Here is a 23,444-nt window from a genome sequence, read left to right as displayed (position 1 = left end):
GGGCCCCGCGTGCGTTATGGACGGAGCTCGGCTGAGGGCTCGCCGTCGCACGCCTATTTTTACGAAAGAATGATGGATACAAATTGGCGGCCACCAAGAAAGCCCGCGCCGTAACGGGCGCGCCCAAGAAAAGCAAGACGACATCCCGTTCCGCGATCTCCTCCTCATCGCCTCTCGGCATGCTGGCTCTGCATCTGCTTGAGCAATGGAGCAAGTCCGGTCGCGACGGCCTCGTCTTCCTCTGCGACGACGAGAACATGGCGGAGCGGCTCGGGGGCGTGATCCACGCGCTCGATCCATCGGTCGAGGCGCTGGTGTTCCCGCGACTCAACAATTTGCCATTCGACGGCCTGGAGCCCTCACGCGAGATCGCGGGCCGGCGGAGTTCGGTGTTGCGGCGTCTTGCCAGGACAAAGAAGCCCGTTTTCCTGGTGTCGACCGCAGAGGCCATCATGGAACGGCTGCCGCTGCCGGCGAGCTGGTCGAAGACCAGCCTCAGCCTGAAGGTGGGCGCGGCCTTTTCCGAGCTGGAGCTGGAGCGCCGCCTGGAAGCGCTCGGCTACGATCTTGACGAAGAGGCCGACTATCCGGGAGGCGTCCTGTTCCACGGCAAGACGTTCGAAGTGTTTCCCGCCGGCGCGCTTGGTCCGTTCAGAATTGAACATGCCGACGGTGCACTCCGCCGAATAGTCGCCGTCGATCCGGTCGAGCATGAGGTCCTGTTCGAGACCCGGGAACTGCTGATCGATCCGATGTCCGAGCGGATTGCGTTTGGGAACAAGCGCGGACAGCGGGCGACGCTGCCGGATTATTGCGGCCGTGCGCGGTGGATCGCGGATGCCGGCGTGCTGGCCCACGCAGAGAGCTGGCTCGGGACGATCGAGGAGGCGGCCGGCCGCAGGGATGCGGAGCGCGAGTATCTGGGCGGTGCGGACTGGAAGCGGCTGAAGAAGCGCATGAGCGTGCTGCCGCAAAAGTCGGCTTTTACCCCGACGCCGGATTTCTCGAAGGCCGCCTCGCCTAGAAAGATCCTTCGCGCGTTTGTTGCCGATATGCAAAGCGCCGGATCGCAACTGCTCCTCGTCGCGGCGGTCGAGGACGACCTTCGCGCGATCGAGCGGATGAGCGGCATCAAGGCGGAGCGCTGTGCCGATTGGAACGAGGCGACCAAGGGACGGGATCGCGAGACGGCGCTGCTGGCTGACTTCGACGCCGGCTTCATCGGGGCCGGCCGCAAGCCCCTGGTCGTCGTGACGGCATCCGACGTGCTCGGCAGCAGGGCCCATCATCCGCAGCCGATGGCGAAGGCGTGGACCACCGCGTTCGATCATCCTGACGTGCCGTCGCGCGGCACGGCGGTGGTCCATTTGCAGCGCGGCCTGGCCGTGCTCGACGGCCTGCAGATATTCGATATGGGGAAGGGGGCGCGGCGCGAGATGGTCAGGCTGGCGTTCGCAGGCGACAACGCCGTTCTCGTGCCGCCGGCCGATCTTGCCCTGATCTGGCCGTATGCGGCGGAGCCCGGCAAGCTGGCGCGGGACAAGGCGGACGGAAGTACATGGTGGGCACGCCGGACCGAGGCCGAAGCGGAAATTCAGGTCGCCGCCAAGGCGCTCGCCAAGCACATCAGCCAGCGCCACCGCCGCCGCGCACCCAAGCTGGTCGCGCCAGGGCAGGCCTATGAAAGGTTCGTCGCACGGTTTCCGTATTTCACCACGGTCGACCAGGCCAAGGCCATTCAGGACGTCCTCGACGATCTGGCGGCAGGTCATCCCATGGACAGGGTGGTGTGCGGCGACGTGGGATTTGGAAAGACCGAGGTGGCGTTGCGCGCGGCGGCCGCGGTGGCGCTGTCAGGGAAACAGGTGGCGATCGCGGTGCCGACGACGGTCCTGGCGCGGCAGCATGTCGAAACCTTCCGCAAACGCTTTGGTCCTCTCGGCATCGAAGTCGGAAACCTGTCGCGGGCCACTTCAGGCCCGGAGACGAGAGAAACGAAAGAGGGCTTGCGAAGTGGCAGGCTGAAGGTGGTGGTCGGCACGCAAGCGCTCTCCGCGAAGGACGTGAAGTTCGCCGATCTTGGTCTCGTCATCATCGACGAAGAACAGCATTTCGGGGCGGCCGAGAAGGCCAAGCTTTCGGGGTTGGCGAAGAGTGCGCATACGCTCTGGATGAGCGCGACGCCGATCCCGCGCACGCTCGCTGCGGGACTTGCAGGCTTCAGGGATCTCAGCGTGATCGCAACGCCGCCCGTTCACCGGCTTCCGATCGTGACCAAGATCGCCCCGCTTTCGGATGCGGCGATCGCCGGAGCATTGCTTCGCGAGCGGAGGCGGAATGGACAGAGTTTTCTGATCTGCCCGCGCATCCAGGATCTGGAGCCGATGCTGGCGCGTGTACAATCGGTGGCTCCCGACCTGCGCATCGTCTGTCTCCATGGCAGATTGCCTGTCGACGAGATCGACGAACGGATGATGAGTTTCGTTAACGGCGAGGCTGATGTTCTCCTCGCGACAAATATCGTGGAGAGCGGTCTCGACATTCCGCGCGCCAACACCATCGTCGTGTGCTGGCCTGAGAAGTTCGGTCTCGCGCAGCTCCATCAGCTCAGAGGACGGGTCGGGCGTGGCGGAACGCGTGCCTTTGCATATCTGCTGACGGAGTCGGCTTCGGAACAATCCGAGAAGCGTCTGGCCGTCCTCGAGGAGTTCAGCAAGCCCGGCGCCGGATTCGCCATCAGCGAGCGCGATCTGGACCTTCGGGGCGCCGGCGATCTGTTCTCGGAGCAGCAGTCTGGGCATGTCCAGGTATTCGGACCGGTGCTCTACAGTCATCTCCTGAAGCTGGCCTCCGAGCGAGCCAACGATACCGGCGCCTTTCTGTGGGTGCCCGATCTCAACCTGCCGTGTGCCGACACATTGCCCGAAGGCTACGTGCAATCCGAGGCGATGCGGCTCGAGATCTATGGTCGCGCTGCGAGGTGCCGGAACGAAGACGATCTGGTGGATCTGGAGGAGGAGATCTCGCGCCGTTTCGGCAAGCTCCCCCCGGAGGCGCGCGATTTCTTTGCCGCGGCGAGACTCAGGCTCGATTGCAAGCGGCGTGGCATCGTCCGGCTCGATGTCGGACCTGAGGCCGTCGCCGCGACATTCCTCCCCGGGCGACTGCGCAAGAACAGGGCGCGGTCGCTCCAGCGCGATGGCGATCGCGTGGTCTACGCCGGCGGGGGGCACGAGGATACGTTCGACCGTGTGGAGGAACTGATGGATCTGCTGGACGAGTGAAGAGAAGCGGTCGCACGCTGGGACAGCTACGGCCGGGGTGCTATGCAGGAGCAGACGATCATGCCGGATTCCGTTGTGTGACGCTTCGGGCGGCGCGCGTTGAAGGGAAATATGGGCGAGGCGCTGCACGCGCTCCTGCTGACCCGGCACTTCGCGCCTCTGGCATCCGCGCGTCGAGGACAAGCTGTTCTACAACCATTATCTGGTCGATGCCGGCCGCGCCCACATCAAGGTGCGACCGCACACGACACCGTCGCCGCAGTTGCTCACCATGCTCAAGGCGTGCCCGGCGCGCTGCTACGAGCTCAACGACAAGGGACAGGTCGAGGTCACCGTCGATGGCTGCGTCGAACGGTCGACGATCTCGCCCTGAAAGTGGGCGACACCGTTTCGGCCGTGTTCAAGTCGTCGGATGTAATGATCGGCAAATAGTCGCGCGGTCGGCGGTTGACACCGCGTCATGATCCTCGCGCATGCGTTTCATGCGCAAAGAGATGCCCCGCCACCATGCTTCGATGACCTGACGCTCGCAGAGCAGCGTGGTGCCGATACCGCCGGTAAAGCTGAGCCAGGCCTCCAGACATTTTTCGGGCACGGCGGTCAGCACGGGAATACCGGCGGCGATGGCGTCGGCGAGCTCGTCGCGCAGCCCCTGTCCGGCGGCTTCCTGCTTGGAGAACTTGTTGATCACGATCAGGTCGACATCCTGCGCGATCGCGCTTGCGACCGCGACGGAGGCGTCGGCAAGACCGGCGGCATCCAGTTTACACGCCATGGCACCGCTGCCGAGCGGCTGGCAGATCGAGATCTCGCGGCCGGTCATGAGGTCGATCGCATGCATGCCGACCTGGCAGCCGCCTCCGTCCTTGATGTTGCGCTGGACGATACCGCCGATGCGCTCACCCGTCCGCACCAGGTCTTGCGCGAAGTCGGCGAGCAACGCGTCAAGGTCGTCTTGCGGCCGGTAGAGAATGGCCGCAACGCGGTTCGGGTCGATCTCGGCGAAATCAATAGGCATGGCTGTGGTCCTTGTCTCGCTTGGTACGCCTGTATCCTGAGTTGAGCAATGGCCGAGCCGCTCTGGCGCAGGCGGCGTAATATTACCGATCGCGCGATCAGATGCCCGGACCAGCGAGACGCCTTTGATCTGGGCATAGACGCCCATGCCGTCCGATAGTTTAAGCAAATCCTGCGACCGGCGGCTGATGCGCGAAAGGATCGACGCGCCCGATCCGTCGGGGCCAAGCCGGATCACCATCGTGACCTCGCCCGCGCCCAGCGGCGATTGCGCGACCACGCATGCCGGCAGGATGTTGAGGATCGAGCTCTCCGTAGGCCGCGTCCGGACGATGCTGACGTCGCTGGCCGCGATGCGGAGCCGGCGGCGTTAACGCCGGCAATGCCGCAGCCTATGCGCGGGCCGGCGCCGATCTCCCGGTGACGTCGGCTCCATATCTGGCTAAACCAAGGACGTGCAGGTGCGGATCGCCGCAGCGGGCGTGAATGCGCCTGGCCTGATTGAGGTGGCAAAGAATCCGAAGGGCGATGGCTTTGTGAAACGTCCGGGCATCGTCCGTCTGTCCGCGTCGCTTCTTCTCGGTTGGTCAAGCCGCGCGCAGTGGTGAGACTAACTCGAAACATCACCTACCTTGGGCCGTGTGCACCTGTCGTGGCAATCAGACGCCGAGATAGCGCTGCAACAGTTCCGGCTGAGTCTTGAGTTCTTGCGCTGGGCCCTCGTACACGATGTGACCATTGTTGATAATGTAGATTCGCGTCGCCAGCGCTAGCGTCGCCGCCATGTTCTGCTCGACCAGCACGATGGTCTGGCCGGCGGCCGCGAGCTCGCGGCAGGCCTTGACGAGGTCGTGAACGATGACAGGTGCGAGTCCCTCGAACGGCTCGTCCAGCAGCACGATCTTGGGATCGCGCACCAGGGCGCGTGCGATCGCCAGCATCTGCTGCTCGCCGCCGGAGAGCTCGTTGCCGCGGTTGCCGCGCCGCTCCTTCAGCCGCGGGAACATCTCGTAGATGCGGCCGAGCGGCCAGCGTTTTGGCGCGGTGATTCCGGCGAGAACGATGTTCTCCTCCACCGACAGGCTGCCGAAGATGCGTCGCTCCTCGTGCACGAGCTGCATGCCCGCCTGCGCAATCTTGTGGCTCCTTCGGCCGGCGATGTCGATACCGTCGAACTTCACGCTGCCGCTGCGCGGCGTCACCACGCCCATCAGGCTCTTCAGCGTGGTGCTCTTGCCGGCGCCGTTGCGGCCGAGCAGCGCCACCACCTCGTGACGTTCGACATGCATGGCGACGTCGAACAGGATGTGGGAATCGCCGTAATAGCTGTTCAGGCCGTTGACCTCGATCAGGCTCATGCGGCGATCTCTCCGTGCACGCCGCCGAGATAGGCTTCCTGCACCGCGGCGTTCGTCTTGATCTCCTCAGGCGTGCCGGAGACCAGCACACGGCCCTCCTGCAGCACCGTCACGCGCTCGACCAGCTCGAACAGCGAATCCATGTCGTGGTCGATGATGATCATGGTGCGGCCGCGCGCGATCGATTTGAGCAGCTTGACGGTCTCGACCCGCTCGCGCGGGCTCATGCCCGCAAGCGGCTCGTCGAGCAGCAGCAGGCGCGGCGACGTGGCGAGCGCAAGGCCGATCTCCAGCCTGCGCTTCTCGCCATAGGCGAGCTCGGACACGGGCGTGTCGGCGCGGCGGGTCAGGTTCACCAAAGCGAGCGTGTGCTCCACCTGCTCCGTCAGGCCCTTGACGCCGGCAAGCGTGCGGAACAGATCGAGCCGGAATTTTCCGCGTAGCTCCGCGAGGGCGGCGATCGTCAGGTTCTGCCGCACCGTCAGGCCCGTGAAGAGCTGGTTGACCTGATAGCTCTTGGTGAGACCGAGCTGGCAGACGTCAGTGACCTTCAAGCCGGTGATATCGCGGCCCTCGAACACGATCTGGCCGGAGGTCGGCGGGATTTCACAGGTCAGCATCTTGAAGAAGGTCGACTTGCCGGCGCCGTTGGGGCCGATGATGCCGCGCAGCTCACCCTGATTGACGCTGAAATCGATGTCGCTGTTGGCAACGAGGCCGCCATAGCGCTTGGTGAGACCGGTGGCTTTCAGGATCGGCCCGGAATAGGCGGGATGCTCGACCTCCTTGGCCTGCATCGGTGCAGGCGGAGCTTGCTGTGGCGTCTCAATCTCGGCTTCCTCTTCCGTCTCCGCAGCCTTCCGCACCCGCTTGCCGGACACGAGGCCGTAGAGATCGATGAGGCCGCCGACGATGCCGCCGCGCAGGAAGCAGACCAGCAGCACGAACACGACGCCGAGCACGAGCTTCCAGGCTGCGCCCAAGCCGAGCGCGGACTGGAGGAAATCCTGCAGGAACAGCCACACCGTTGCGCCGACCAGCGGGCCGAACAGCGTGGCCCTTCCGCCGATCGCTGTCTGCATCACGAGCTGGCCGGAGGTGTCGAAGGTGAAGGCGTCGGGCGGCATGAAGGCCTGGAGCACCCCGAGCAGGCCGCCGGCGAAGCCCGCGTAAGCGGCGGCGATCACGAAGGCGGTCAGCTTGTAGCCGTGGATATTGTGGCCGACGGCGGTGGCACGCAGCGGATTGTCCCGGATCGCGCTCAGAATTGCGCCGACCGGCGAGCGCACGATCCTGAGCGCGATGATGATGCCGACGAAATAGCACAGCGCGATGAATTGATAGAGCGACCAGCCATTGGTGAAGTGGATGGTGGTGAAGCCGAGATTGAAGCTCGGGGTCGGCACGCCCGGCAGTCCGTTCTCGCCGCCGGTGAAATCGGAGAGCGGATTGAACTCGACGAAGAAGAACACCTCCGCGATCGCCACCGTGATCATGGCGAAGTAGATGCCGGTGCGGCGCAGCGCAATCAGGCCGATCAGATAGCCGGTCGCCGCCGCCGCGATCATGCCGATGACCAGTGCGCCCAGCACGTTGCTGAAGCCGGCGCGGGTCAGCAGGTAAGCGGCGACGAAGCCGCCGGTGCCGTAGAAGGCGGACTGGCCGAACGACAGCAGGCCCGTGAAGCCGAACAGGATGTCGAAGCCGAGGCCGAACAGGCCCCAGACCAGGATCCGGTTCACCGTGTTGGGCGCGAAGCCGAGGTGAGGCAGCACGAAGGGAGCCACGATCAGGCCGATGGCCGTCAGTGTCTCGGTCAGGAACGGGCGTTGCTTGAGCATCAGCGGATCACTTATTCGCGGCCCTGCGCGCCGAGCAGGCCATGCGGTCGCACCACGAGCACGAGCGTCATCGCCGCAAACAGCATCACATAGGCATAGCCGGGGTTGAACATGGAGGTGACGCTGATGATCTCACCGGCGATCAGGCCACCGAGGATCGCGCCGGGGAACGAGCCGACGCCGCCGATCACCACCACCACGAAGGTCTGGACCAGGATGTCGTCACCTATGCCCGGTGTCAGCGACACCACGGGCGCGTTGACGATGCCGGCAAAGCCGGCGGCCATTGCGCCGATGCCGAATACGACCATGAAGACGCGATAGACGTTGATGCCGAGCGAATCGACCATCACCGAATCCTCGATGCCGGCGCGCACAATCATGCCGAGCCGGGTGCGGTACAGGACCAGGAACAGCGCACCGAGCGCGATCGCGACGATGCCGACTACGGCGAGACGGTAGGTGGGATAGAACATGAAGCCGAGATTGGTGATGCCCCGGAACAGCGCCGGCGGCGGCACGATCTGCGATTGACTCGAGAACACCAGACGCACCAGCTCGACGAAGCAGATGCCGAGCCCGAAGGTCACGAGCAGCTGGTCTTCGTGCGGGCGATGATAGAAGTGGCGGATGATGAGACGTTCCATCGCTACGCCGAGCAGCATCACGAACAGCGAGCCTGCGATCACGGCGAGGATGAACGATTCAGTGTACTGGTAGGCGACGAAGCCGGCATAGCCGCCGATCATGAACATCGCGCCATGCGCGAGGTTGAGCACGCCGAGCGTGCCGTAGATGATGGTCAGGCCGGAGCTGATCAGCGCGAGCAGCGCGCCGAGCGCGAGCCCGTTGAATAGCTGCGAAACGAGGTTGGGCCAACTAATCATGTAATGATCGCGGTTATGGCACGCCGATGCGGCGCACCGAAAGCAAGGCGACGCCGCAGGAGCCGGAAGCGGCCTACGGCGTCACGGGGCTTTGGCAGAGCTCAGCTGTAGTCGCCGAGATGGCAGCCGAACGCGTCCGGCTTCTGCATCAGGCCTTCGCCCGGCACGATCTCGACGACGTCGTACCAGTCTTCCTTGCTCTTCATGTCCTTCTGCTGCTTGCCCTTGACGATGATCACGGGGCGGACGCATTGATGGTCTTCGGGACGGTAGTGCACGTCGCCGACGAGCGAGGGGATCGTCTCGCCCTTCTCATAGGCCTTGATCACATCGGGCGGGTTGAAGCTGCCGGCCTGCTCGCACATGCGGGCCCAGTGCGCGAAGCTGACATAGGCGTTCTCGGCGCCCCATTCCGGCTTGTAGCCGTACTTCTTCTCGAAGGCCTCGTTGAACATCTTGGCCAGCGGGAACTTGTCCTCGAGCGTCCACCAATAGTCGGTAGCGGCGTAGACGCCCTGCATCAGGCCGCCGGTCTCGCGCGCGATGAACGGCACCTGATACGGGACGACCAGCTTCATCTTGTCGAGCACGCCGAACTGCTTGGCCTGCTGGGTCGACAGCACCGCGTCGTGGCCCCAGTTGACGTTGATCAGAACGTCGGCGCCTGAGTTCGCGACGTTCAGAAGATAAGAGGAGTAGTCGGGCGCCCCGAGCGGCGCGACCTGGTTGGTCACGGTGGTCCAGCCTGCGGTCGCGAGGAAGTCCTGCATCGACTTCGTGACGGTGTGACCGTAGGTGTAGTCCGGCGTGAGATATGCCGCCTTCTTCGCCTTGCCGAATTCCTTGACCATGATGGGGCCGATCGCCGCCGCGGCCGTCTGACCGAAGAAGTTCTGGCGAAAACCGTACCGGACGCAGTCCTTGCCGGTGGTGTCGTTCGAGCCTGAGATGCCACACACGAATATCACATGCTCGCGCTGGGCGAGCTTATTGAGCGCGACCGCCACCGCGCTCGACGTGCCGCCGGTGATCATGATCGCCTTGTTCTCGCTGATGAAGCGCTGCTGCGCCTGCACAGCCTCGTTCGGCTTGGCAGCGGAATCCGCGACGCCGAACTTCAGTTCCTTGCCGAGCACGCCCTTGCTGGTCTTGGGCGAGATCTTCTTGATCAGCTCATGGCCCTCGTTGATGTGCTCGATCGCGAGTTGATAGCCCTTGAGCTCGTCTTCGCCCTGCACGGCATAGGTGCCGGTGCGCGGAACGGAGATGCCGATGAAGGCAGTGGAACCCGACACCCCCGCAGGATAGGAACCGATCGCCGGCTTGTCCTCGGCAGACGCCGGCATCGCCGGCAGCATCGAGCCGCCGATGAGACCTGCGGTGGTCTGGAGCAGGCCACGGCGCGAAAGCCCGCGGCGGATGAGATCGTCAGTCATGGTCGTTCCTCCGAACATCGTTCTTTTTTGCAGGCAAACACGACTCGTCCGGCGCCGGCTGGCCTCACGAGGCTGCCTGCACTGGGCAAGTCACATCCGCGTGTAGCTCTTAGACCTAAGCATTGCTTGTGAATGCCTTCTGTCAAATGCGTCTTTGGTCGAACGACGAAAATTATGTCGTGAAAACATATCGTATCACGATATATATTAGCCTTTGTGACTACGAGGCTGGCGGGTTCGGCGATAAAAATGGCGAGGCAAACGACAGTGGCGGGGGCCCGGAAACGGCGATCCTGGCCGCAGGAGGAGGAGCGGCAGGAGGCTGCGTGGTCCGGGGAGGGCAATGACCAGCGCGCGACGCCCCAGTCCGGCGAGGCCTCCTGCATGCCTGAGCCACGCAATCGGCCCACCGGGGGGCGGGAACCGGCCATCGGCTCCGCTCGGGCCAAGCGCGCGCCTGCGCCAATGAAGCGATTGAGCGTGCGTGCCCAGAACGTCTTGAAGGAGCTCGCGGTCGAGCTCACCGGCGAGCAGCCGCCGAGGGGGAACTGGTCGCCTTCGCGCGACCTGCTGCGCGAGCTGACGGCCGAACGCCTCGCGACCGCGCGCAATTGCGGTCCGCATACCATGCGGGAGATCATCGACTGGGCGCAAGGCTGTGGGGTGACCATCAAGCTGGTGATCCCGCCCGGCAGCTCTCTGTCGCAGATGTGGGCTGAGTTGGTTGCCAACGCATCGGCCGGTGCTTTGACCAGTGAGGAGATTGCCGGCGCACTGCAGCGTTCTATCCGGCGAAAGAGCGTCCGGATCCCGATCGCGTTTCAGGTCATCCTGGTGAAAATCCTGCTGTCCAGCGTCGAATAAGCGATCGAATAGCTGTGCATCCGCCAGACCGGCCAGTTGGTCCGGTGGTGGCCGCTTGCTAATTTAGGCTAAGTCTCCCGCGAAGCCGGGTGGCATGTTCGAGGTAGGCATGGTTCAGGCGAAGAAGGCGCAGCGGTCCAGGGGGAGGGCGGTCGCAAGGCGCACCGGCAGCGCGATGCGTGATTCCGATTACGCAGCCCTGGCGCAGCTTCGCTTCCAGATCCGTAGCTTCCTGGCGTTCAGCGAGGCGGCGGCTGCCGAACAGGGGCTGACGCCGACGCAACACCAGGCGCTGCTCGGCATCAAGGGGTTTGTCCGTCCCGGTCCCGCGACCGTCGGTGATGTTGCGCGGTTCCTGCTGATCCGGCATCATTCCGCAGTCGAGCTGATCGATCGACTGGCCAGGCTCGGGCTGGTCAGCCGCGTAGCCGATCCGGAGGATGCCAGGCGCGTACATCTCAAGCTGACGAAGAAGGGTGAGCAGAAGCTCCAGGCGCTCTCGCGGAAGCACCTCGAGGAGCTTCTCGGCGCCGCGAGCCCGGCGCTGAGCCGTCTGTTAAAGGCGTTCCAGTACAATAGCAAAGCGCAAATAGTCTAAGCCCGTCTAAGCGCGAATAGTGGGTGGAGCCCATCCTTCCAACAGGTAGGCCCTGGCTCCAGGACAATTGGCGCTTACTCTGGTCCACTTTACGATACGGCAGTATCCTAAGCATCTGACTGCATTCGACGCTCTGAGATTCCGCGCCATTTCATTGTACGCGGCCGCCTACGTTGCGGCCGATGGCATTCATGTCGGCATTGGTGCAGCTGCGCGATGGTGTTGCGCGAGGAGGCGATGATATCAAACGTGCGCGCTTGCTCGATAGGATGGTCTCACGAGAAGTGAGGCAGATCTCAATTCGAAGTGTATGATGGAATCGATGGTTTTGCCTCCTGCGGTTGACTTGCGGACGCGTCAACAACGCCACAAAGCTGACGACTTGCGAATGTCCTGATGAACCGAAGTGTGCTCAGTCGGCCGCTTGCGCCATCTGGCGCCGAACAAAAAAGATCTCGCGATTGGCCTCCGCTGATTTGGCCGTGGCCCGAATGCGAAGAAGATCCTTGCGTGAAACCAGACCAACCAGGTGCAGCGTGCGCCGATCTATGATCGGCACGCGGCCGATGTCGTCGGCCACCATACGGTCAGCAAGATGGGACACTGGCTCGTCCGCATAACCAACGGTCAGCGAGCGGTCGGAAGCACGGTCATACAAAGTTTCGTCGCCATGTGGTCTTCCCGCCCGCCAACGCAGCACGTCGGCTCGGCTTACCATTCCGACAACAGCACCGTCGGCATCGAGGATCGGATAGGATTTGTGGGGGCGCTCCTCGTCGGCGAAGAAGGCAACGGCCTCGTCAATCTTCATGGCCGCCGGCAGGGTGTCGACCTTGGACACCATGACTTCAGCGACACGCAAGAGCTCGAAGGGGTCGATACTGTATTCGCGTACGACGTGCTGGCCTCGCCTGGCGATCTTTTCGGTGAGGATTGAGCGCTTGAGCAACAGTACGGTAACGGCATAGGACGCACCAGTTGCCAGCAGCAGTGGGCCGAGGAGCGCGAAATCGCCGGTCAATTCGGCTGCAAACAGGATGCCGGTGAGAGGTGATCGCATCGTGCCACCCATCATTGCCGCCATGCCGATCAGCGCCCATGCACCCGCGTCGCCCGGCAGAAACTGTCCCTCAAGCCAGCCCGCGCATCCGCCGAAGATCAGCAACGGCGCGAGCACGCCACCAGACGTACCCGAGGCGAGAGCGATGATCCAGATGACGGATTTCACGGCAAGGATGAGCGTGACTTCCGATGCGCCGATATGGCTGCTCAATAGATCGCTGATGATGTCGTAGCCGACCCCGAGGGCGCGCGGCTCGACGAGCCCGCCCAGCCCGACGGCCAAGCCGCCGATCGCCGGCCACCACATCCAGTGCATCGGTAACTCACCGAACAGGTCCTCCACCTTGTAGAGCAAACCGGTGAGGATGCCTGATTGAAGCCCGGCAACGATGCCGACCCCGACGCAAGGAAACAAGCCCCACCAGGGCAGATCAAGGTGACCGGCGAAGGGAAACAGAGCGCCGTTGCCGAGCAGCAACGGACGCCAGGCGATGGAGACCGTGCTGGCCGCGATGACCGGAAGCAGACTGCGCGGCTTCCATTCGAACAACAAAAGCTCGACGGCGAGCATCACCGCAGCAATCGGTGTTCCGAAGATGGCCGTCATGCCGGCAGAGGCGCCCGCAACAAGCAGGGTCTTGCGTTCTGCGGCACTCAGACTGAAGCACTGGGCGAACAGCGAACCGATGGCGCCGCCGGTCATGATGATCGGACCTTCAGCACCGAACGGACCGCCGGTCCCGATCGATATCGCTGACGACAGGGGTTTGAGCACGGCCACTTTTGGCCGCATGCGGCTGCCGCCGATCAAAATGACCTCGATAGCCTCGGGAATGCCATGGCCCCGGATCTTGTCCGAGCCAAAGCGAGCCATCAGTCCAATGACGAGCCCGCCAACGACGGGAGCAAGGATCATCCACGGACCGGGTTTAAGAGTGGCAAGTGACACGGTTTGCGTACTCACTGTCTGAAACCATACCAGGTTGGTGACGAGGGCTATGGCTTGTAAGAGCAGCCACGCCGCCGCCGCGCCGCCGGTGCCGACAAAGATCGCCATGGTGATGAGCATCAGCACACGGCGGTCGGCAGTAAAATCACCAAGCCGAGGCGGTGGATGCCCTGGCTTGGAGTCAGCAGGCGTCGTGCGATGCATGGCGATTCCCTCGGGATGGGCGCTTTGCAAGCCCAGAACGAGACCTGCGCTGCGCCAGTTATATCGTAGAGCGATATAAATCAACGTCAGAAACCGGGCCGCCCGATGCCATGTGTGAACAAGCGACGAACTTTGCCCCCCAATCGGCTTCCAACATTGACACCACAATTGATCAACGTTCTGACGGCTTTCCAAAGGATTGGTCAGTCCCGGCAGGGAGCAACCTTCGGTGCCGATAAGGGGGTAAATCGCGCGCCGAATGACAAGCAGTCTCAGTTGTTTGAAGTGGCAGCACCGAAGATCGTGGGTTTGACTCCCACTCTCTTCGCCAGCCCTTGCGAGGTCGCGTGTTCTCCGCGGTGGACACCGTGCGATGTCCGCTCTGATTCTGCCTTGAGAGCAAAGCGGAAGTCCGGCTCGCCGGGCGTCGGATTTGCTTCTGATCCGGCGTACGATTCAGGAGTCAGAGTCTCGAAAATGATTAGCCCGCTCGACCAGATCGACCATGTGGGCGGCCGCATGAATTGTTAGCGGATGCTGAGTGCAGCCGGGCCGCGGGGTGATATAGCCTGCCATTTCGCGAGCCAATTTGAGTTGGTCATCCGATGCTATCGCAAGCAGGGAAATCATGAGATTCTCTAATGCGATGACGCGGATACGCAGGGTCACGAGTTCAGCGTTGGTCAGATTCGGGATTGCAATGCGCTCATCGTCGGGCGCCGCATCCGAGGCGGGCCCCGCGCCGCCTTCGTTGTCCCATCTGGACAGAGCTCGTTGACGCTGGTTCCAGTCGCTGGAGGTATCGGGGTTTTCTCGGGCCATGCGCAGCTCCTGTATGTAGTCATGAACTCATCATCCCTAGGCGCGATCAGATCGGCATGCGATAACCGTAGAACTCGTGGTCCTCATTATAACCGCCCTGGCCTGCGCCCAGATCGGCGAAGTCATGCACGAATTCGATCGCCGCGATCCACTTGACCATCTTGAAGCCCAACTCGTTCTCGCATCGCAGCCGCAACGGAGCGCCATGCAGTACGCTGACGGGCGCGTCGTTCATCTCGTAGGCGAGGATCGTCAGCGCGTGGCGCATGTTCTCGATCCTGTGAACGTCATAATAGCGCCCGCCGTCGGCGCCGTCGGCCAATGAATAGAACACAGCGTAGCGAGCCTCGGGTGTCGGCCTCACCAGGGCGAGGATGTCGCGCATGGCAACGCCGCCCCATTCGGCCACACCCGACCAGCCCTGAATGCAGAAATGCGTCGTGATCTGCTCTCGTTTGGGCATAGCCTTGAGGTCGGCGAGAGACAATTCCTGAGGCGCCTCGACCAGGCCGCCGATCCGCAGCCTGTAGGCGGCGAACTTCTCTGCGACGAGATCATCAAATTCCTTCGAGTTCGGCATCGTGCCGTTGGGCCAGAAGTAGGGCGAGATATCCTGCTTCGTGAGCTGGGAGCGCGCATCCCAGCTTTCGGCTAATCCCATGAGCCAACCGATCATGAACGCGCCGACATGTTGGACCAGACGGGCATGCCGGATGGTGTAGGGCGAAGCCAGAAGCCAGGCGATCGTCAGAACGACCATCGCCATCACAAACAACGGAAAGCCCGTCCATGACGCGTTATCCACGCCGGCGAACATATGGTTGGTGTTCTGCCTGATGCCGGTGACGAAGACCATGACGCCATGGGCGAGGATAAAGCCCACGAACCAGGCAAAGGAGATGAAGTGAACCGACCGCATCGCCTGCCGGTTGAACAGCCTGCCGAACCATCCCAGCGCGTTGGAAATCGCGGCGCTCTGCATCAGACCAGTCACGATCGAAACCGGCGCTGCGACGAACACCGTGATGAAATAACTGAGCTGCTGGAGGCCGTTGTAGCGGGTCCAGCTATGATCAGCCGGAAAGTTCAGTGACGCATACTGGATCGCCGTGGACAGCGCGGCCGGGAAGACCTCCCAGGTCAGCGGCACCAGCCGGCGCCACTGATCGGTTGAAAATAGCAGCGCATAAAACGCAACGCCGTTGATCAGCCACAGCAAGTTGACCGAAAAATGCCACCAACGCGATAGCCCGAGAGTATGGCGCAGGCCGGGAATGCCGAGCCATGTCGGCAGGGTCACGGAATCGTCCTTGGCGGTCCAGACGCGCCCTTTTGGCACCGGGATCTGGAAGCGGAACCAGTCGCTCCCCGGCGTGCAATCACGGCCCCAATAGAGCCGGGGATGGTCGGCCAGAATTTGCAGGCCGGCGCGCATGATGAACAGCATGAAAAACATGTTCAGGAAGTGCTGAATCTGCAGCCACCATGGGAATCCCGAATCAACCGACGGCGCGGCCTGCGCAATGCCGGGATGCTGCCCGATGAACGCCTCAACGTCCGGAAGTTCACGCAGGCTTTGAGCCAGGGCAACCAGGCAGAGCAGCGCCGCGGCGGCAATCGGCAGGCCCCACAGCGTGTTGATCCAGCGCCGCCCAATGCGGATCCGGGGCGCGATCCCGTTCTGCGGAGGCATCCAGTGATTGAGGCGGATGCGATCGTCGGCATCGCTGAGCTTGGCACGAAGTGGTTCGGCCAGCGAAGATGGCGGACGCGCAGGAGCTGGTCGATCGTTTCCTATCATCGAGCGGGCCTGACAATGGGGCCGTCAATCGTCAAGGTTGGTGAGCGCGGCACCCTTGTGAAAGGCGATGTGGTTCGTCTTGCTGCTCTTGATCTCGTATTGCGGATCGTCTGCGCTCGCATGATGAGTATAGCCTTTGACCTTGAACTCGCGAGTATGCACGCGGGTAATCACGCCGCTGACGCGCCCCGCCTCGGAGTTCCAACTCACGCGATCGTGGATATTGAAGGTCTTCGGCATGGTTGTTCGATCCGACGCCTCGAAAGAGCTGCCAATAGGGAATTCTCATTGAATGCCATTTACTGGAGCGGCATAGGTACCAAGCGGTGCACTTCCTGTCGGTTCCCTAAAAGCGCAATATCTTTCGACTAATCCATGCGCGCTTCTGTTTCCCGCATCGGACGCTTAGGATCAACAGTGAGGCGGGCCGTCACGCGCCTTCGCCAATTGGAGCGACGCCACGAACAGCTTTTTCACCATAGGCCACTCGACCAGGACGATCACCGAGTTTGTCGATCTCTTGCGAGAGTCGGGCGTCGGCCTCGTTATCGACGTAAGGTCGATGCCCCGGTCGCGCACCAACCCGCAGTTCAATCAGGAGAGCTTCCCCATAGCGTTGGCGCCGTGGCAGATCGGCTATGAGCATATCAGCGAGCTCGGCGGCCTGCGGGGAAAGTCGCGCGACTCGGAATCCTCGCCCAATACGTACTGGCGAGTGCGCAGCTTTCGCAACTACGCAGACTATGCTCTGACGGCGCCATTCGCTGTCGGGCTGACGCGGCTTCGGGAACGCGGCGCGGAGCACCGGTGCGCCGTCATGTGCGCCGAAGCGGTTTGGTGGCGTTGCCACCGCCGGATCATCGCGGACTACCTTCTGGCCGCAGGCGAGCAAGTGATGCACATTCTCGGAAAATCGCATGTCGATTTGGCGGGCCTGACGCCCGGCGCCGTCGTGCGCAACGACGGTAAGCTGGTTTATCCTGAGGAGCCGCGGTTATGATTTGGGAAGCGCGTAGGCAATGATGGAATCACCGGCTTCGGTACCCGTCGAGCCGTGGCCGCCGGCGACCACCACCACGAACTGGCGCCCGCTTCTCTCCGACCAGTAGGTCATGGGCGTAGCTTGCCCGCCGATCCGAGGCCTGACTACCGATATGTAAAGTTGCTTATCGAATGGGCGAGATGAAATTAGCTTGTGCAACAACTTATGGTAACGGCTTGATCCAAGGGCTGTCCGGTCAGGCGATCATATCTTTGTCTGCTATCTTGCGATCTTTTTTCCTGGAGCGATCCGCCTCGCGGCGTATCGGCCAAGGTGCGGGGTCAATCAACTAAAACCGTGCTGCGATCTCCCCCAGTCGTCGATGCGCCATCTCGCGTGCGGTAAGGATCGAGTCCGCCGGGCCGGTGGTCGGCCCGATCGGCACGAAGCGCACGTCGCTGACGCCGATGAAGCGGAGTGCTTCGCGCAGGTAAGGCGTCGCCATGTCGATGCGGCCGCGGTTCATGCCAGTCGCAAAGTCGCCGCCCGAAGCGAGTATGATGATGGTCGGGCGGTCCCTCAATAGCGGAAGATAGCCCTGTGTCGGATCGAAGCGGAACGTCAGGCCTGGCTGGATAACGATGTCGAACCACTGCTTGAGCTTGTAGGGGATGCCGAAATTCCACATCGGTGTCGAGATCAGCACGCGATCGGCCAGCGAAAAGCGCGTCGCCATCCGTTCCGCCTCGGCAAAGCTGTCGCGCTGCGCGTCATTGAAGGCCTGTGCTTTCATGCGCGCATATTTGGCCTCGACGATGGGACCTGAAAATTCCGGTAGCCGCTCACGCCAGAGATCGAGCATATCGATCTCCCAGTCGGGGTGGGCCTGGCGAAATCCGTCAAGAAAGACACGGGCACCTGCACTCGACTCGGAGTCTGGGCGGGGCGAGCAGGAGAGGTGCAAAAGCTTGGCCACCGCTCATCCCAGTGCTTTGATGACGGCGTCCGCGCGAGTAACAACCGCGACGTTCTGCATTGCAAAGTTGATCGAGGCGGAGTGCCAGTCAGTATTCATGGTCGAGCAGCAGTCCTCTGGCACGATCATGAAATAGCCCTTGTCGGCGCCGGTCCGCGCGGTGTGCTCGACCGACATGTTGGTCCAGGCGCCGGTGTTGATGATCATGTCCCGCCCGGTAGCCTTCAGGATCGTCTCGAGCCGCGTACCTTCCCAGGCGCTCATTCGCATCTTCTCCACCACGAAGTCGCCGGGCCGCGGCTCCAGGCCCGAGACCGGCGCCGCGCCCCAGCTGCCGCGCACCATCGCCTTGCTGTCGACAAGGCCCTCGAACAGCGGTGCGTTCAGCGTGACGCCGGGCGCGCCGGGCTCGACCACGAACCAGACATGGATGATAGCGACGCCCCGCGCGCGAGCCGTCTCTGCCAGGCGCCGGACGTTCTCGACCACGTGCTGCTGCTTCGCATGACCTGGTGCGCCTGAGTCTGCGAATGCGCCGCCATCCATGATGACGTCGTTCTGAAGGTCCTGGATGATCATGGCGCAGCGCTGCGGATCGAGCTGCATCTGCCCATCGCCGAGGATCGGAGCTGCGGCCGCAGGGCCGGCACTTGTCGTGCCGCCACCAGCGTGCCTGCCGCTCATATAGGGCTCGTGGCGCGGGCCGGCCTTGGTCGGAATGGCATAGACAGAATGCGTCGAGGTCAGATAGAGCGTGCGGAAATCCGCTCCGCCCCAGGTGAGATTGGCGACCAACTCGGGCAGGCGGACCTTTCCGAGCAGCTCGCCGCGCGGCGAATAGACCCAGACCCCACCGGGCGCGGTGACCCAGACATTGCCGTGCTGATCGCATTTCATGCCGTCGGGCAGGCCCGGCTCCAGCTCGGAGCGGATGCCGTTCGCGAACACGCGCGTATTCGAGGGCGTGCCGTCGGCATCTACGTCGAACATGCGGATCAGCGCCTGCACGGTGTCGTTGACATAGAGGAGCTTTTCGTCCGGCGAGAAGCACAGCCCGTTCGGTTGGTCGAACAAATTGCGGTCCACCACGAGCTTGGGTTCGCCGCCTGGGACGACACGATAGACGCCCTGGAAGCCGAGCTGGCGCGGCCGCTCGACGCCATAGACCGGCATGCGGCCATACCAGGGGTCGGAGAAATAGATCGCTCCGGACGAGTGGACGCAGACGTCGTTGGGGCTGTTGAGCTCCTGTCCCCCAAAGTGCGAGGCCAGCACCTCGCGCCGCCCGTCCGGCCGTTCGCGGATCAGCGATGAGGTCGCGTGTTCGCAGACGATCAGGTTGAGCTCGCCATCATAGGTCATGCCGTTGCATTTGTTCGAGGGGCGCTTGACCTCGACGACGCCGCGCCGTGCATCCCAGCGCCGCCGCACGTCGCCCGGCATGTCCGAGAACAGCAGATAATGATCAACCGGATGCCAGATCGGCCCTTCAGTGAAGTCAAATCCCGTTCCCACCTGCGCGGTCGGAGCGTAGGGGTCGATCAGGGTCTCGAATTCGGAGCGCAAGGTGACGTGTGTCATCAGTCGGTCCTTAGATCACCCTAGGCCGGGAACCAGTTGCGCGCGGGCAGTGATTGCACGATCGGTCCGGGGACCTGGTCGTGCAGTCGGCCAACGACATTCCCGCCTTCGATCTTGGCGGGGCGATCATGTACCGGCAGCAAATAGCGCGAATTGTTGAGCAGCTTCTTGATCGAGGCCTTCTCCGCGCGCTTGCTGGTGCCATGGTTCCCGGTGGTGCGCGGCTCCCAGTCGTTGATCTCGTTGAAGGGCGTGACGATCTGGTCGTTGAAATCGTAGATCACGTCGCCGCAGATGGTCGCGATGCCGTCCGCGGTCTCGACGACGACGTTCATCGAACCCTCGGTGTGGGCGTTGGCTGCGTCGCAATAGACGCCGGGCATCAGTTCGATCGGGCCGGTGATCTCCAGATCGAGAAAACGCAGCGCGCTCTTGGTGTGCAGGCGGTCGATCAGGTGCTTGATGTCGGGCGCCGGATACTGTGGATGCATCAGGCCAGAAACGGAATATTCGAGCTCCTTGCGGTTGACGACGACCGTCGTGTTCATCGGGAATAGATCGTCTTTGCCGGCGTGGTCGATATGAAGATGAGTGTGGCAGACGAAGCGGACGTCGCCCATGCGCACGCCGTGGCGGGCGAGCTGGTTCTCGATCATGTGCTCGTGGTACTGCAGCCCCCTCATGCCCAGCGTCTCCATTATCTGGTTGGAGCGATAGCCGGTGTCGACCACGACCGGGTACTTTCCGCCCAGGATCAAGAAGCCGAGCGTGAGGACGCGGCGGGTGCGGCCGCAGTCCCGGCCGAGAACCAGAAAGCTCGATTCCAGCTCGATATCGCCATAGTCCAGGATCTTGATCTCCAGCGCCATTCCTTGCCCTCCCTGTCTTGTTCTTGTCCGTTAAAGCCGATAGACGCGCGTCGCGGTGCCGCTAAAGATCTCACTCTGTTGCTCGGTACCGAGCGGGCCGGCTGCGGCACGAAATGCGTCGACGAGCTCGCGATAGCTGGTCCACAATTTCTCGATCGGGAAATTGGAGCCGAACAGGCAACGATCGGCGCCAAAGATCGCGACGGTGTCGGCAACCACAGCGGCGATATGCGTGGGGTCGTTGCGATGGATGAACGTGCCGAGCCCCGAGAGCTTCGAAACCACGTTCGGACACGCCGCGAGCCGGGCCATCCCCGCGCGCCACGCCGCGCGGCCCGCGGGCGAGAGATCTTCGAGCATGCCGGCATGCTGAAGGATGAAAGTCACCTTGGGGCAGGACTCGGCGAGCTGCGCGGCATCCGGCATCTGCGGTGTGAAGACCTGGAGATCAAAACTCCAGCCGTAGTCGGCGAGCCGCGCGACGTTGCGGCGGACCATCGGGGCGATGCAGAGATCGGGCTTGACCGCGAAGCGATAGAGCGGGTTCTCGTGCCAATGCAGCTGCATCCGTACGCCGCGCACGAGCGGATAGTGCTGCAGGCGGTCGAGCTGCGGGCGCACGTCGTCAACGGCGAAATCGGCATAGGCGACGATGGCGTGCGGCCAGCCGTGCGCGTCGGCAGTCTCCTGCACCCAGGCGGCTTCGTCCTCGAAACGGTCATTGGCCCAGTTGGTCTGGACGTAGACGGAGCGAGTGACGCCGGTGCCCTCGAGGTCGTCGAGATATTCCTGGATAGGATAGTCGCGGCGGATTGGCTCGTAGGGTCCGAAGATGCGGGGCTGCATGGGGCCGGTCAGCCAGGGCAAGTCGGACTGCCTCCAGATGTGGTGATGCCCGTCGACAATCTCGGTCACGCAACTCTCCTTCGTCCCAGTGCCAGTATATGGGCGACGATCGACGCGCTCGATCCCCCGTCCATGAGATCGTTGACCAAGGGCTCGATGGCGACGAGCGCTTCGGTTTGTGGACGAAAGCCAGGGCCTGTCGCGAGCGGCGTCAGCCAGGTCACGCGCCAGGCGCGGCGCGACAGCTTTGCTACCGCGTCGCGCAGCGCATCGACTTCGCCACGCTCCAGCCCGTCCGAGACGATGACCACGGCCGCCCCGCGCGCATAACCCCCGAACCGTGGCACCGCAAGGAAAGCCTGCAGCGCGTCGCCGATGCGGGTGCCGCCGTCCCAGTCGCTGACGAGATGGGCCGCGGTGTTCAGTGCCTGCTCGCGGCGCTTCAGCCGCAGCGCGCGGGTTAGTCGGGTGAGGCGGGTGCCAAACGTGAAGACCTCGATATTGGGAGCCGCCTGCACCAGCGCATGGGCAAGCTTCATGTTCTCCTCGGTGCGGCTTTTCATCGAGCCGGAGACGTCGATGAGCAGCAGGAACTTTCGCGGCCGCTGGCGCCGCTTCATCCGTGCCAGCCGCAGGATCTCGCCATCGCCGCGGACGCTGTCGCGCAGGGTGCGGCGGAGGTCTGCAAAGGGACCGCTGCGAGCCCGCATGCGGCGGTGACCGCGTCGCCGCGGCAGGCGCCTTGGCGCTTCATGTGCCAGGCGACGCAGCGCAGCGGTTGTGGATAGCTGCGCGAAGCGGCGCTCGACCAGGGCTTCAGTGCGCGTTGCGGTCAGGCCGGATTCGTTGGCCTCGTCGGAGAGAAGGGGCTCCTCGTCGCCGTGGCCTTCGTCCTGAAGCCGGACGGTCTCGTCGTCCTCGCCGTCGACCACGCGCTCGAGGGCCTCGCTGCCGCGGAAATGCAAATCGAACAGCCGGTCGAAGGTCGCGCGGTGTTCGGGTGGCGGCGCGAGGGTAGCCAGCGCCGCCTGCCGGATATCATGGAGATCGCGCGGGCCGAGCAGCTCGATCGCGGTGAGAAATGCAGTCGTTTGCTCCGGTGCGACAGCAAAGCCGTTGGCGCGCATCAAGCCGGCGAACGACACGAAGATGCGCGTGGCTTGCGGAAGCTGCGGTTCGGTGCTCATGCGGTTGCCTCCGCGAGCATCGCGTCGAGCCGGGGAGAGATGAAGTGCAGGTCCTCTTCGTCCTTCAACGCCACGCCGATCGAGCGCTTGAATGCGTCCGGCCAGCGCGCGCCGCTCTTGTTGAGAAGGGTTGCGGCTTCGGCCCAGTCGACGGCTTCCGCAACGCCCGGCGCCTTGCTGAGTGGCTCACGCCGGAGCTTGCCGACGGCCGCGACGACGGCGCGCGCGGTCGCCTCCGCAACGCTGGAGGCCCGCAGCATCACGATGCGTGCCTCGCGCTCTTCGCTGGGGTAATCGATCCAGTGATAGACGCAGCGGCGGCGCAGCGCCTCGTGCAGGTCGCGGGTCCGGTTGGACGTCAGCACGACGACGGGGTGTTCCGCGGCGCGCAGGGTACCGCGCTCGGGGATCGATATCTGAAAGTCGGACAGGAATTCGAGCAGGAACGCCTCGAACTCCTGGTCGGCACGGTCGATTTCGTCGATCAGCAGTACGGTCGAGTCCGGCGCGCGCAGGGTCGCCAACATGGGCCGCTCGATCAGAAACGTCTCGCCATAGATGTCGATGCTCTGGTCGCCGGCCTGCCGGATCGCGAGCATCTGGCGCGGATAGTTCCACTCATAGAGCGCAGCAGAGGCGTCGATGCCCTCGTAGCATTGCAGGCGGATCAGGCGACGGCCGAGTACGGCTGCGATGGCCTTTGCGGCTTCGGTCTTGCCGACGCCCGGTGCACCCTCGAGCAGTAGCGGCTTGCCCAGGGCAAGGCCGAGATAGGCCGCGGTCGCAAGGCCGTCGTCGGCGAGGTAATAGGCCGCGCGCAGCGCCTTCTCCAGCGCCTCCGGACTATCGATGCCGACGATGTTGCTGCGGACTGCCATGG

20 protein-coding genes and 2 pseudogenes are annotated in these 23,444 nt (G+C 63.3%); 7 read left to right on the top strand and 15 right to left on the bottom strand.

What is annotated here, in order from left to right; translation table 11 throughout:
- The first annotated feature begins 179 nt into the window (after positions 1 to 179).
- A complete protein-coding gene (locus tag WHZ77_RS21675; protein ID WP_375314785.1) occupies positions 180 to 3,284 on the top strand; it encodes a DEAD/DEAH box helicase in 3,105 nt (1,034 codons plus the stop codon).
- A 184-nt stretch (positions 3,285 to 3,468) separates the two neighbouring features.
- Positions 3,469 to 3,645: pseudogene (locus tag WHZ77_RS21670) on the top strand (ferredoxin family protein); the annotation flags it as partial.
- A gap of 39 nt (positions 3,646 to 3,684) precedes the next feature.
- Here the strand turns inward: WHZ77_RS21670 and WHZ77_RS21665 are convergent.
- On the bottom strand, positions 3,685 to 4,581 hold the full coding sequence (locus WHZ77_RS21665; protein WP_375309797.1) for a DUF2478 domain-containing protein: 897 nt from the start codon (positions 4,579 to 4,581) through the stop codon (positions 3,685 to 3,687).
- 80 nt (positions 4,582 to 4,661) lie between these two features.
- On the opposite strand from WHZ77_RS21665, the pseudogene WHZ77_RS21660 reads away from it, so the two are divergent.
- Positions 4,662 to 4,780: pseudogene (locus WHZ77_RS21660) on the top strand (ModD protein); the annotation flags it as partial.
- A complete protein-coding gene (locus WHZ77_RS21655; RefSeq protein ID WP_375309796.1) occupies positions 4,763 to 4,909 on the top strand; it encodes a hypothetical protein in 147 nt (48 codons plus the stop codon). The pseudogene WHZ77_RS21660 and the gene WHZ77_RS21655, both read left to right, overlap by 18 nt.
- 51 nt (positions 4,910 to 4,960) lie before the next feature.
- Here WHZ77_RS21655 and WHZ77_RS21650 read toward each other — a convergent pair whose 3' ends face one another.
- The 4 genes from WHZ77_RS21650 to WHZ77_RS21635 all read right to left on the bottom strand — a co-directional run bounded on the left by WHZ77_RS21650 (position 4,961) and on the right by WHZ77_RS21635 (position 9,823).
- On the bottom strand, positions 4,961 to 5,659 hold the full coding sequence (locus WHZ77_RS21650) for an ABC transporter ATP-binding protein (RefSeq protein WP_375309795.1): 699 nt from the start codon (positions 5,657 to 5,659) through the stop codon (positions 4,961 to 4,963).
- On the bottom strand, positions 5,656 to 7,500 hold the full coding sequence (locus tag WHZ77_RS21645) for an ATP-binding cassette domain-containing protein (RefSeq protein WP_375309794.1): 1,845 nt from the start codon (positions 7,498 to 7,500) through the stop codon (positions 5,656 to 5,658). Before WHZ77_RS21645 ends, WHZ77_RS21650 begins: the two co-directional genes overlap by 4 nt.
- 11 nt (positions 7,501 to 7,511) lie before the next feature.
- Positions 7,512 to 8,387, bottom strand: coding sequence for a branched-chain amino acid ABC transporter permease (locus WHZ77_RS21640; RefSeq protein WP_375309793.1), 876 nt, complete (start codon positions 8,385 to 8,387; stop codon positions 7,512 to 7,514).
- Between the two features lie 101 nt (positions 8,388 to 8,488).
- Positions 8,489 to 9,823 (bottom strand): substrate-binding protein, encoded by a 1,335-nt coding sequence (locus tag WHZ77_RS21635; RefSeq protein WP_375309792.1) that lies wholly within the window; start codon positions 9,821 to 9,823, stop codon positions 8,489 to 8,491.
- Positions 9,824 to 10,303: 480 nt separating this feature from the next.
- On the opposite strand from WHZ77_RS21635, the gene WHZ77_RS21630 reads away from it, so the two are divergent.
- Both WHZ77_RS21630 and WHZ77_RS21625 read left to right on the top strand, forming a co-directional pair.
- Entirely contained in the window at positions 10,304 to 10,687 is a 384-nt protein-coding gene (locus tag WHZ77_RS21630) for a hypothetical protein (RefSeq protein ID WP_375309791.1), read from the top strand.
- 109 nt (positions 10,688 to 10,796) lie between these two features.
- On the top strand, positions 10,797 to 11,285 hold the full coding sequence (locus WHZ77_RS21625) for a MarR family winged helix-turn-helix transcriptional regulator (protein ID WP_375309790.1): 489 nt from the start codon (positions 10,797 to 10,799) through the stop codon (positions 11,283 to 11,285).
- Between the two features lie 412 nt (positions 11,286 to 11,697).
- Here WHZ77_RS21625 and WHZ77_RS21620 read toward each other — a convergent pair whose 3' ends face one another.
- The 4 genes from WHZ77_RS21620 to WHZ77_RS21605 all read right to left on the bottom strand — a co-directional run bounded on the left by WHZ77_RS21620 (position 11,698) and on the right by WHZ77_RS21605 (position 16,363).
- Positions 11,698 to 13,500, bottom strand: coding sequence for a chloride channel protein (locus WHZ77_RS21620; RefSeq protein ID WP_375309789.1), 1,803 nt, complete (start codon positions 13,498 to 13,500; stop codon positions 11,698 to 11,700).
- A 456-nt stretch (positions 13,501 to 13,956) separates the two neighbouring features.
- Positions 13,957 to 14,322 (bottom strand): hypothetical protein, encoded by a 366-nt coding sequence (locus WHZ77_RS21615; RefSeq protein WP_375309788.1) that lies wholly within the window; start codon positions 14,320 to 14,322, stop codon positions 13,957 to 13,959.
- 46 nt (positions 14,323 to 14,368) lie between these two features.
- Positions 14,369 to 16,015, bottom strand: coding sequence for a molybdopterin-dependent oxidoreductase (locus WHZ77_RS21610; protein WP_375309787.1), 1,647 nt, complete (start codon positions 16,013 to 16,015; stop codon positions 14,369 to 14,371).
- A gap of 132 nt (positions 16,016 to 16,147) precedes the next feature.
- Positions 16,148 to 16,363 (bottom strand): DUF2945 domain-containing protein, encoded by a 216-nt coding sequence (locus WHZ77_RS21605; RefSeq protein WP_375309786.1) that lies wholly within the window; start codon positions 16,361 to 16,363, stop codon positions 16,148 to 16,150.
- Positions 16,364 to 16,601: 238 nt separating this feature from the next.
- Here WHZ77_RS21605 and WHZ77_RS21600 point away from each other — a divergent pair, with 238 nt between their 5' ends.
- Positions 16,602 to 17,123, top strand: a complete 522-nt coding sequence (locus tag WHZ77_RS21600; RefSeq protein ID WP_375314784.1) for a DUF488 family protein — start codon at positions 16,602 to 16,604, stop codon at positions 17,121 to 17,123.
- 331 nt (positions 17,124 to 17,454) lie between these two features.
- Here the strand turns inward: WHZ77_RS21600 and WHZ77_RS21595 are convergent, their stop codons facing one another.
- The 6 genes from WHZ77_RS21595 to WHZ77_RS21570 are packed head-to-tail and all read right to left on the bottom strand — an operon-like array spanning position 17,455 to position 23,442.
- Positions 17,455 to 18,081: an FMN-dependent NADH-azoreductase gene (locus tag WHZ77_RS21595; RefSeq protein WP_375309785.1), complete on the bottom strand. Its 627-nt coding sequence runs from the start codon at positions 18,079 to 18,081 to the stop codon at positions 17,455 to 17,457.
- Positions 18,082 to 18,084: 3 nt separating this feature from the next.
- On the bottom strand, positions 18,085 to 19,662 hold the full coding sequence (locus WHZ77_RS21590; protein WP_375309784.1) for an isochorismatase family protein: 1,578 nt from the start codon (positions 19,660 to 19,662) through the stop codon (positions 18,085 to 18,087).
- A 20-nt stretch (positions 19,663 to 19,682) separates the two neighbouring features.
- Entirely contained in the window at positions 19,683 to 20,531 is an 849-nt protein-coding gene (locus tag WHZ77_RS21585) for an N-acyl homoserine lactonase family protein (protein WP_375309783.1), read from the bottom strand.
- A gap of 30 nt (positions 20,532 to 20,561) precedes the next feature.
- Complete coding sequence (locus WHZ77_RS21580; protein ID WP_375309782.1) at positions 20,562 to 21,446, bottom strand: amidohydrolase family protein; 885 nt, start codon at positions 21,444 to 21,446, stop codon at positions 20,562 to 20,564.
- Positions 21,443 to 22,564 (bottom strand): VWA domain-containing protein, encoded by a 1,122-nt coding sequence (locus tag WHZ77_RS21575; protein WP_375309781.1) that lies wholly within the window; start codon positions 22,562 to 22,564, stop codon positions 21,443 to 21,445. Before WHZ77_RS21575 ends, WHZ77_RS21580 begins: the two co-directional genes overlap by 4 nt.
- On the bottom strand, positions 22,561 to 23,442 hold the full coding sequence (locus WHZ77_RS21570) for an AAA family ATPase (protein WP_375309780.1): 882 nt from the start codon (positions 23,440 to 23,442) through the stop codon (positions 22,561 to 22,563). Before WHZ77_RS21570 ends, WHZ77_RS21575 begins: the two co-directional genes overlap by 4 nt.
- Between the last annotated feature and the right edge of the window lie 2 nt (positions 23,443 to 23,444).

This window comes from Bradyrhizobium sp. A5 (assembly GCF_042076515.1).
GTDB classification, from domain to species: Bacteria; Pseudomonadota; Alphaproteobacteria; order Rhizobiales; family Xanthobacteraceae; genus Bradyrhizobium; species Bradyrhizobium cosmicum.
This window is presented reverse-complemented; position numbering and strand designations above follow the sequence as displayed.

What these genes read in the sequence shown, in the direction of transcription:
- WHZ77_RS21675 (WP_375314785.1), top strand. Translation starts at nt 180, where the DNA reads ATGCTGGCTCTGCATCTGCTTGAGCAATGGAGCAAGTCCGGTCGCGAC.
- WHZ77_RS21650 (WP_375309795.1), bottom strand. Translation starts at nt 5,659, where the DNA reads ATGAGCCTGATCGAGGTCAACGGCCTGAACAGCTATTACGGCGATTCC.
- WHZ77_RS21645 (WP_375309794.1), bottom strand. Translation starts at nt 7,500, where the DNA reads ATGCTCAAGCAACGCCCGTTCCTGACCGAGACACTGACGGCCATCGGC.
- WHZ77_RS21640 (WP_375309793.1), bottom strand. Translation starts at nt 8,387, where the DNA reads ATGATTAGTTGGCCCAACCTCGTTTCGCAGCTATTCAACGGGCTCGCG.
- WHZ77_RS21635 (WP_375309792.1), bottom strand. Translation starts at nt 9,823, where the DNA reads ATGACTGACGATCTCATCCGCCGCGGGCTTTCGCGCCGTGGCCTGCTC.
- WHZ77_RS21625 (WP_375309790.1), top strand. Translation starts at nt 10,797, where the DNA reads ATGGTTCAGGCGAAGAAGGCGCAGCGGTCCAGGGGGAGGGCGGTCGCA.
- WHZ77_RS21620 (WP_375309789.1), bottom strand. Translation starts at nt 13,500, where the DNA reads ATGCATCGCACGACGCCTGCTGACTCCAAGCCAGGGCATCCACCGCCT.
- WHZ77_RS21615 (WP_375309788.1), bottom strand. Translation starts at nt 14,322, where the DNA reads ATGGCCCGAGAAAACCCCGATACCTCCAGCGACTGGAACCAGCGTCAA.
- WHZ77_RS21610 (WP_375309787.1), bottom strand. Translation starts at nt 16,015, where the DNA reads ATGCCTCCGCAGAACGGGATCGCGCCCCGGATCCGCATTGGGCGGCGC.
- WHZ77_RS21605 (WP_375309786.1), bottom strand. Translation starts at nt 16,363, where the DNA reads ATGCCGAAGACCTTCAATATCCACGATCGCGTGAGTTGGAACTCCGAG.
- WHZ77_RS21590 (WP_375309784.1), bottom strand. Translation starts at nt 19,662, where the DNA reads ATGACACACGTCACCTTGCGCTCCGAATTCGAGACCCTGATCGACCCC.
- WHZ77_RS21585 (WP_375309783.1), bottom strand. Translation starts at nt 20,531, where the DNA reads ATGGCGCTGGAGATCAAGATCCTGGACTATGGCGATATCGAGCTGGAA.
- WHZ77_RS21575 (WP_375309781.1), bottom strand. Translation starts at nt 22,564, where the DNA reads ATGAGCACCGAACCGCAGCTTCCGCAAGCCACGCGCATCTTCGTGTCG.
- WHZ77_RS21570 (WP_375309780.1), bottom strand. Translation starts at nt 23,442, where the DNA reads ATGGCAGTCCGCAGCAACATCGTCGGCATCGATAGTCCGGAGGCGCTG.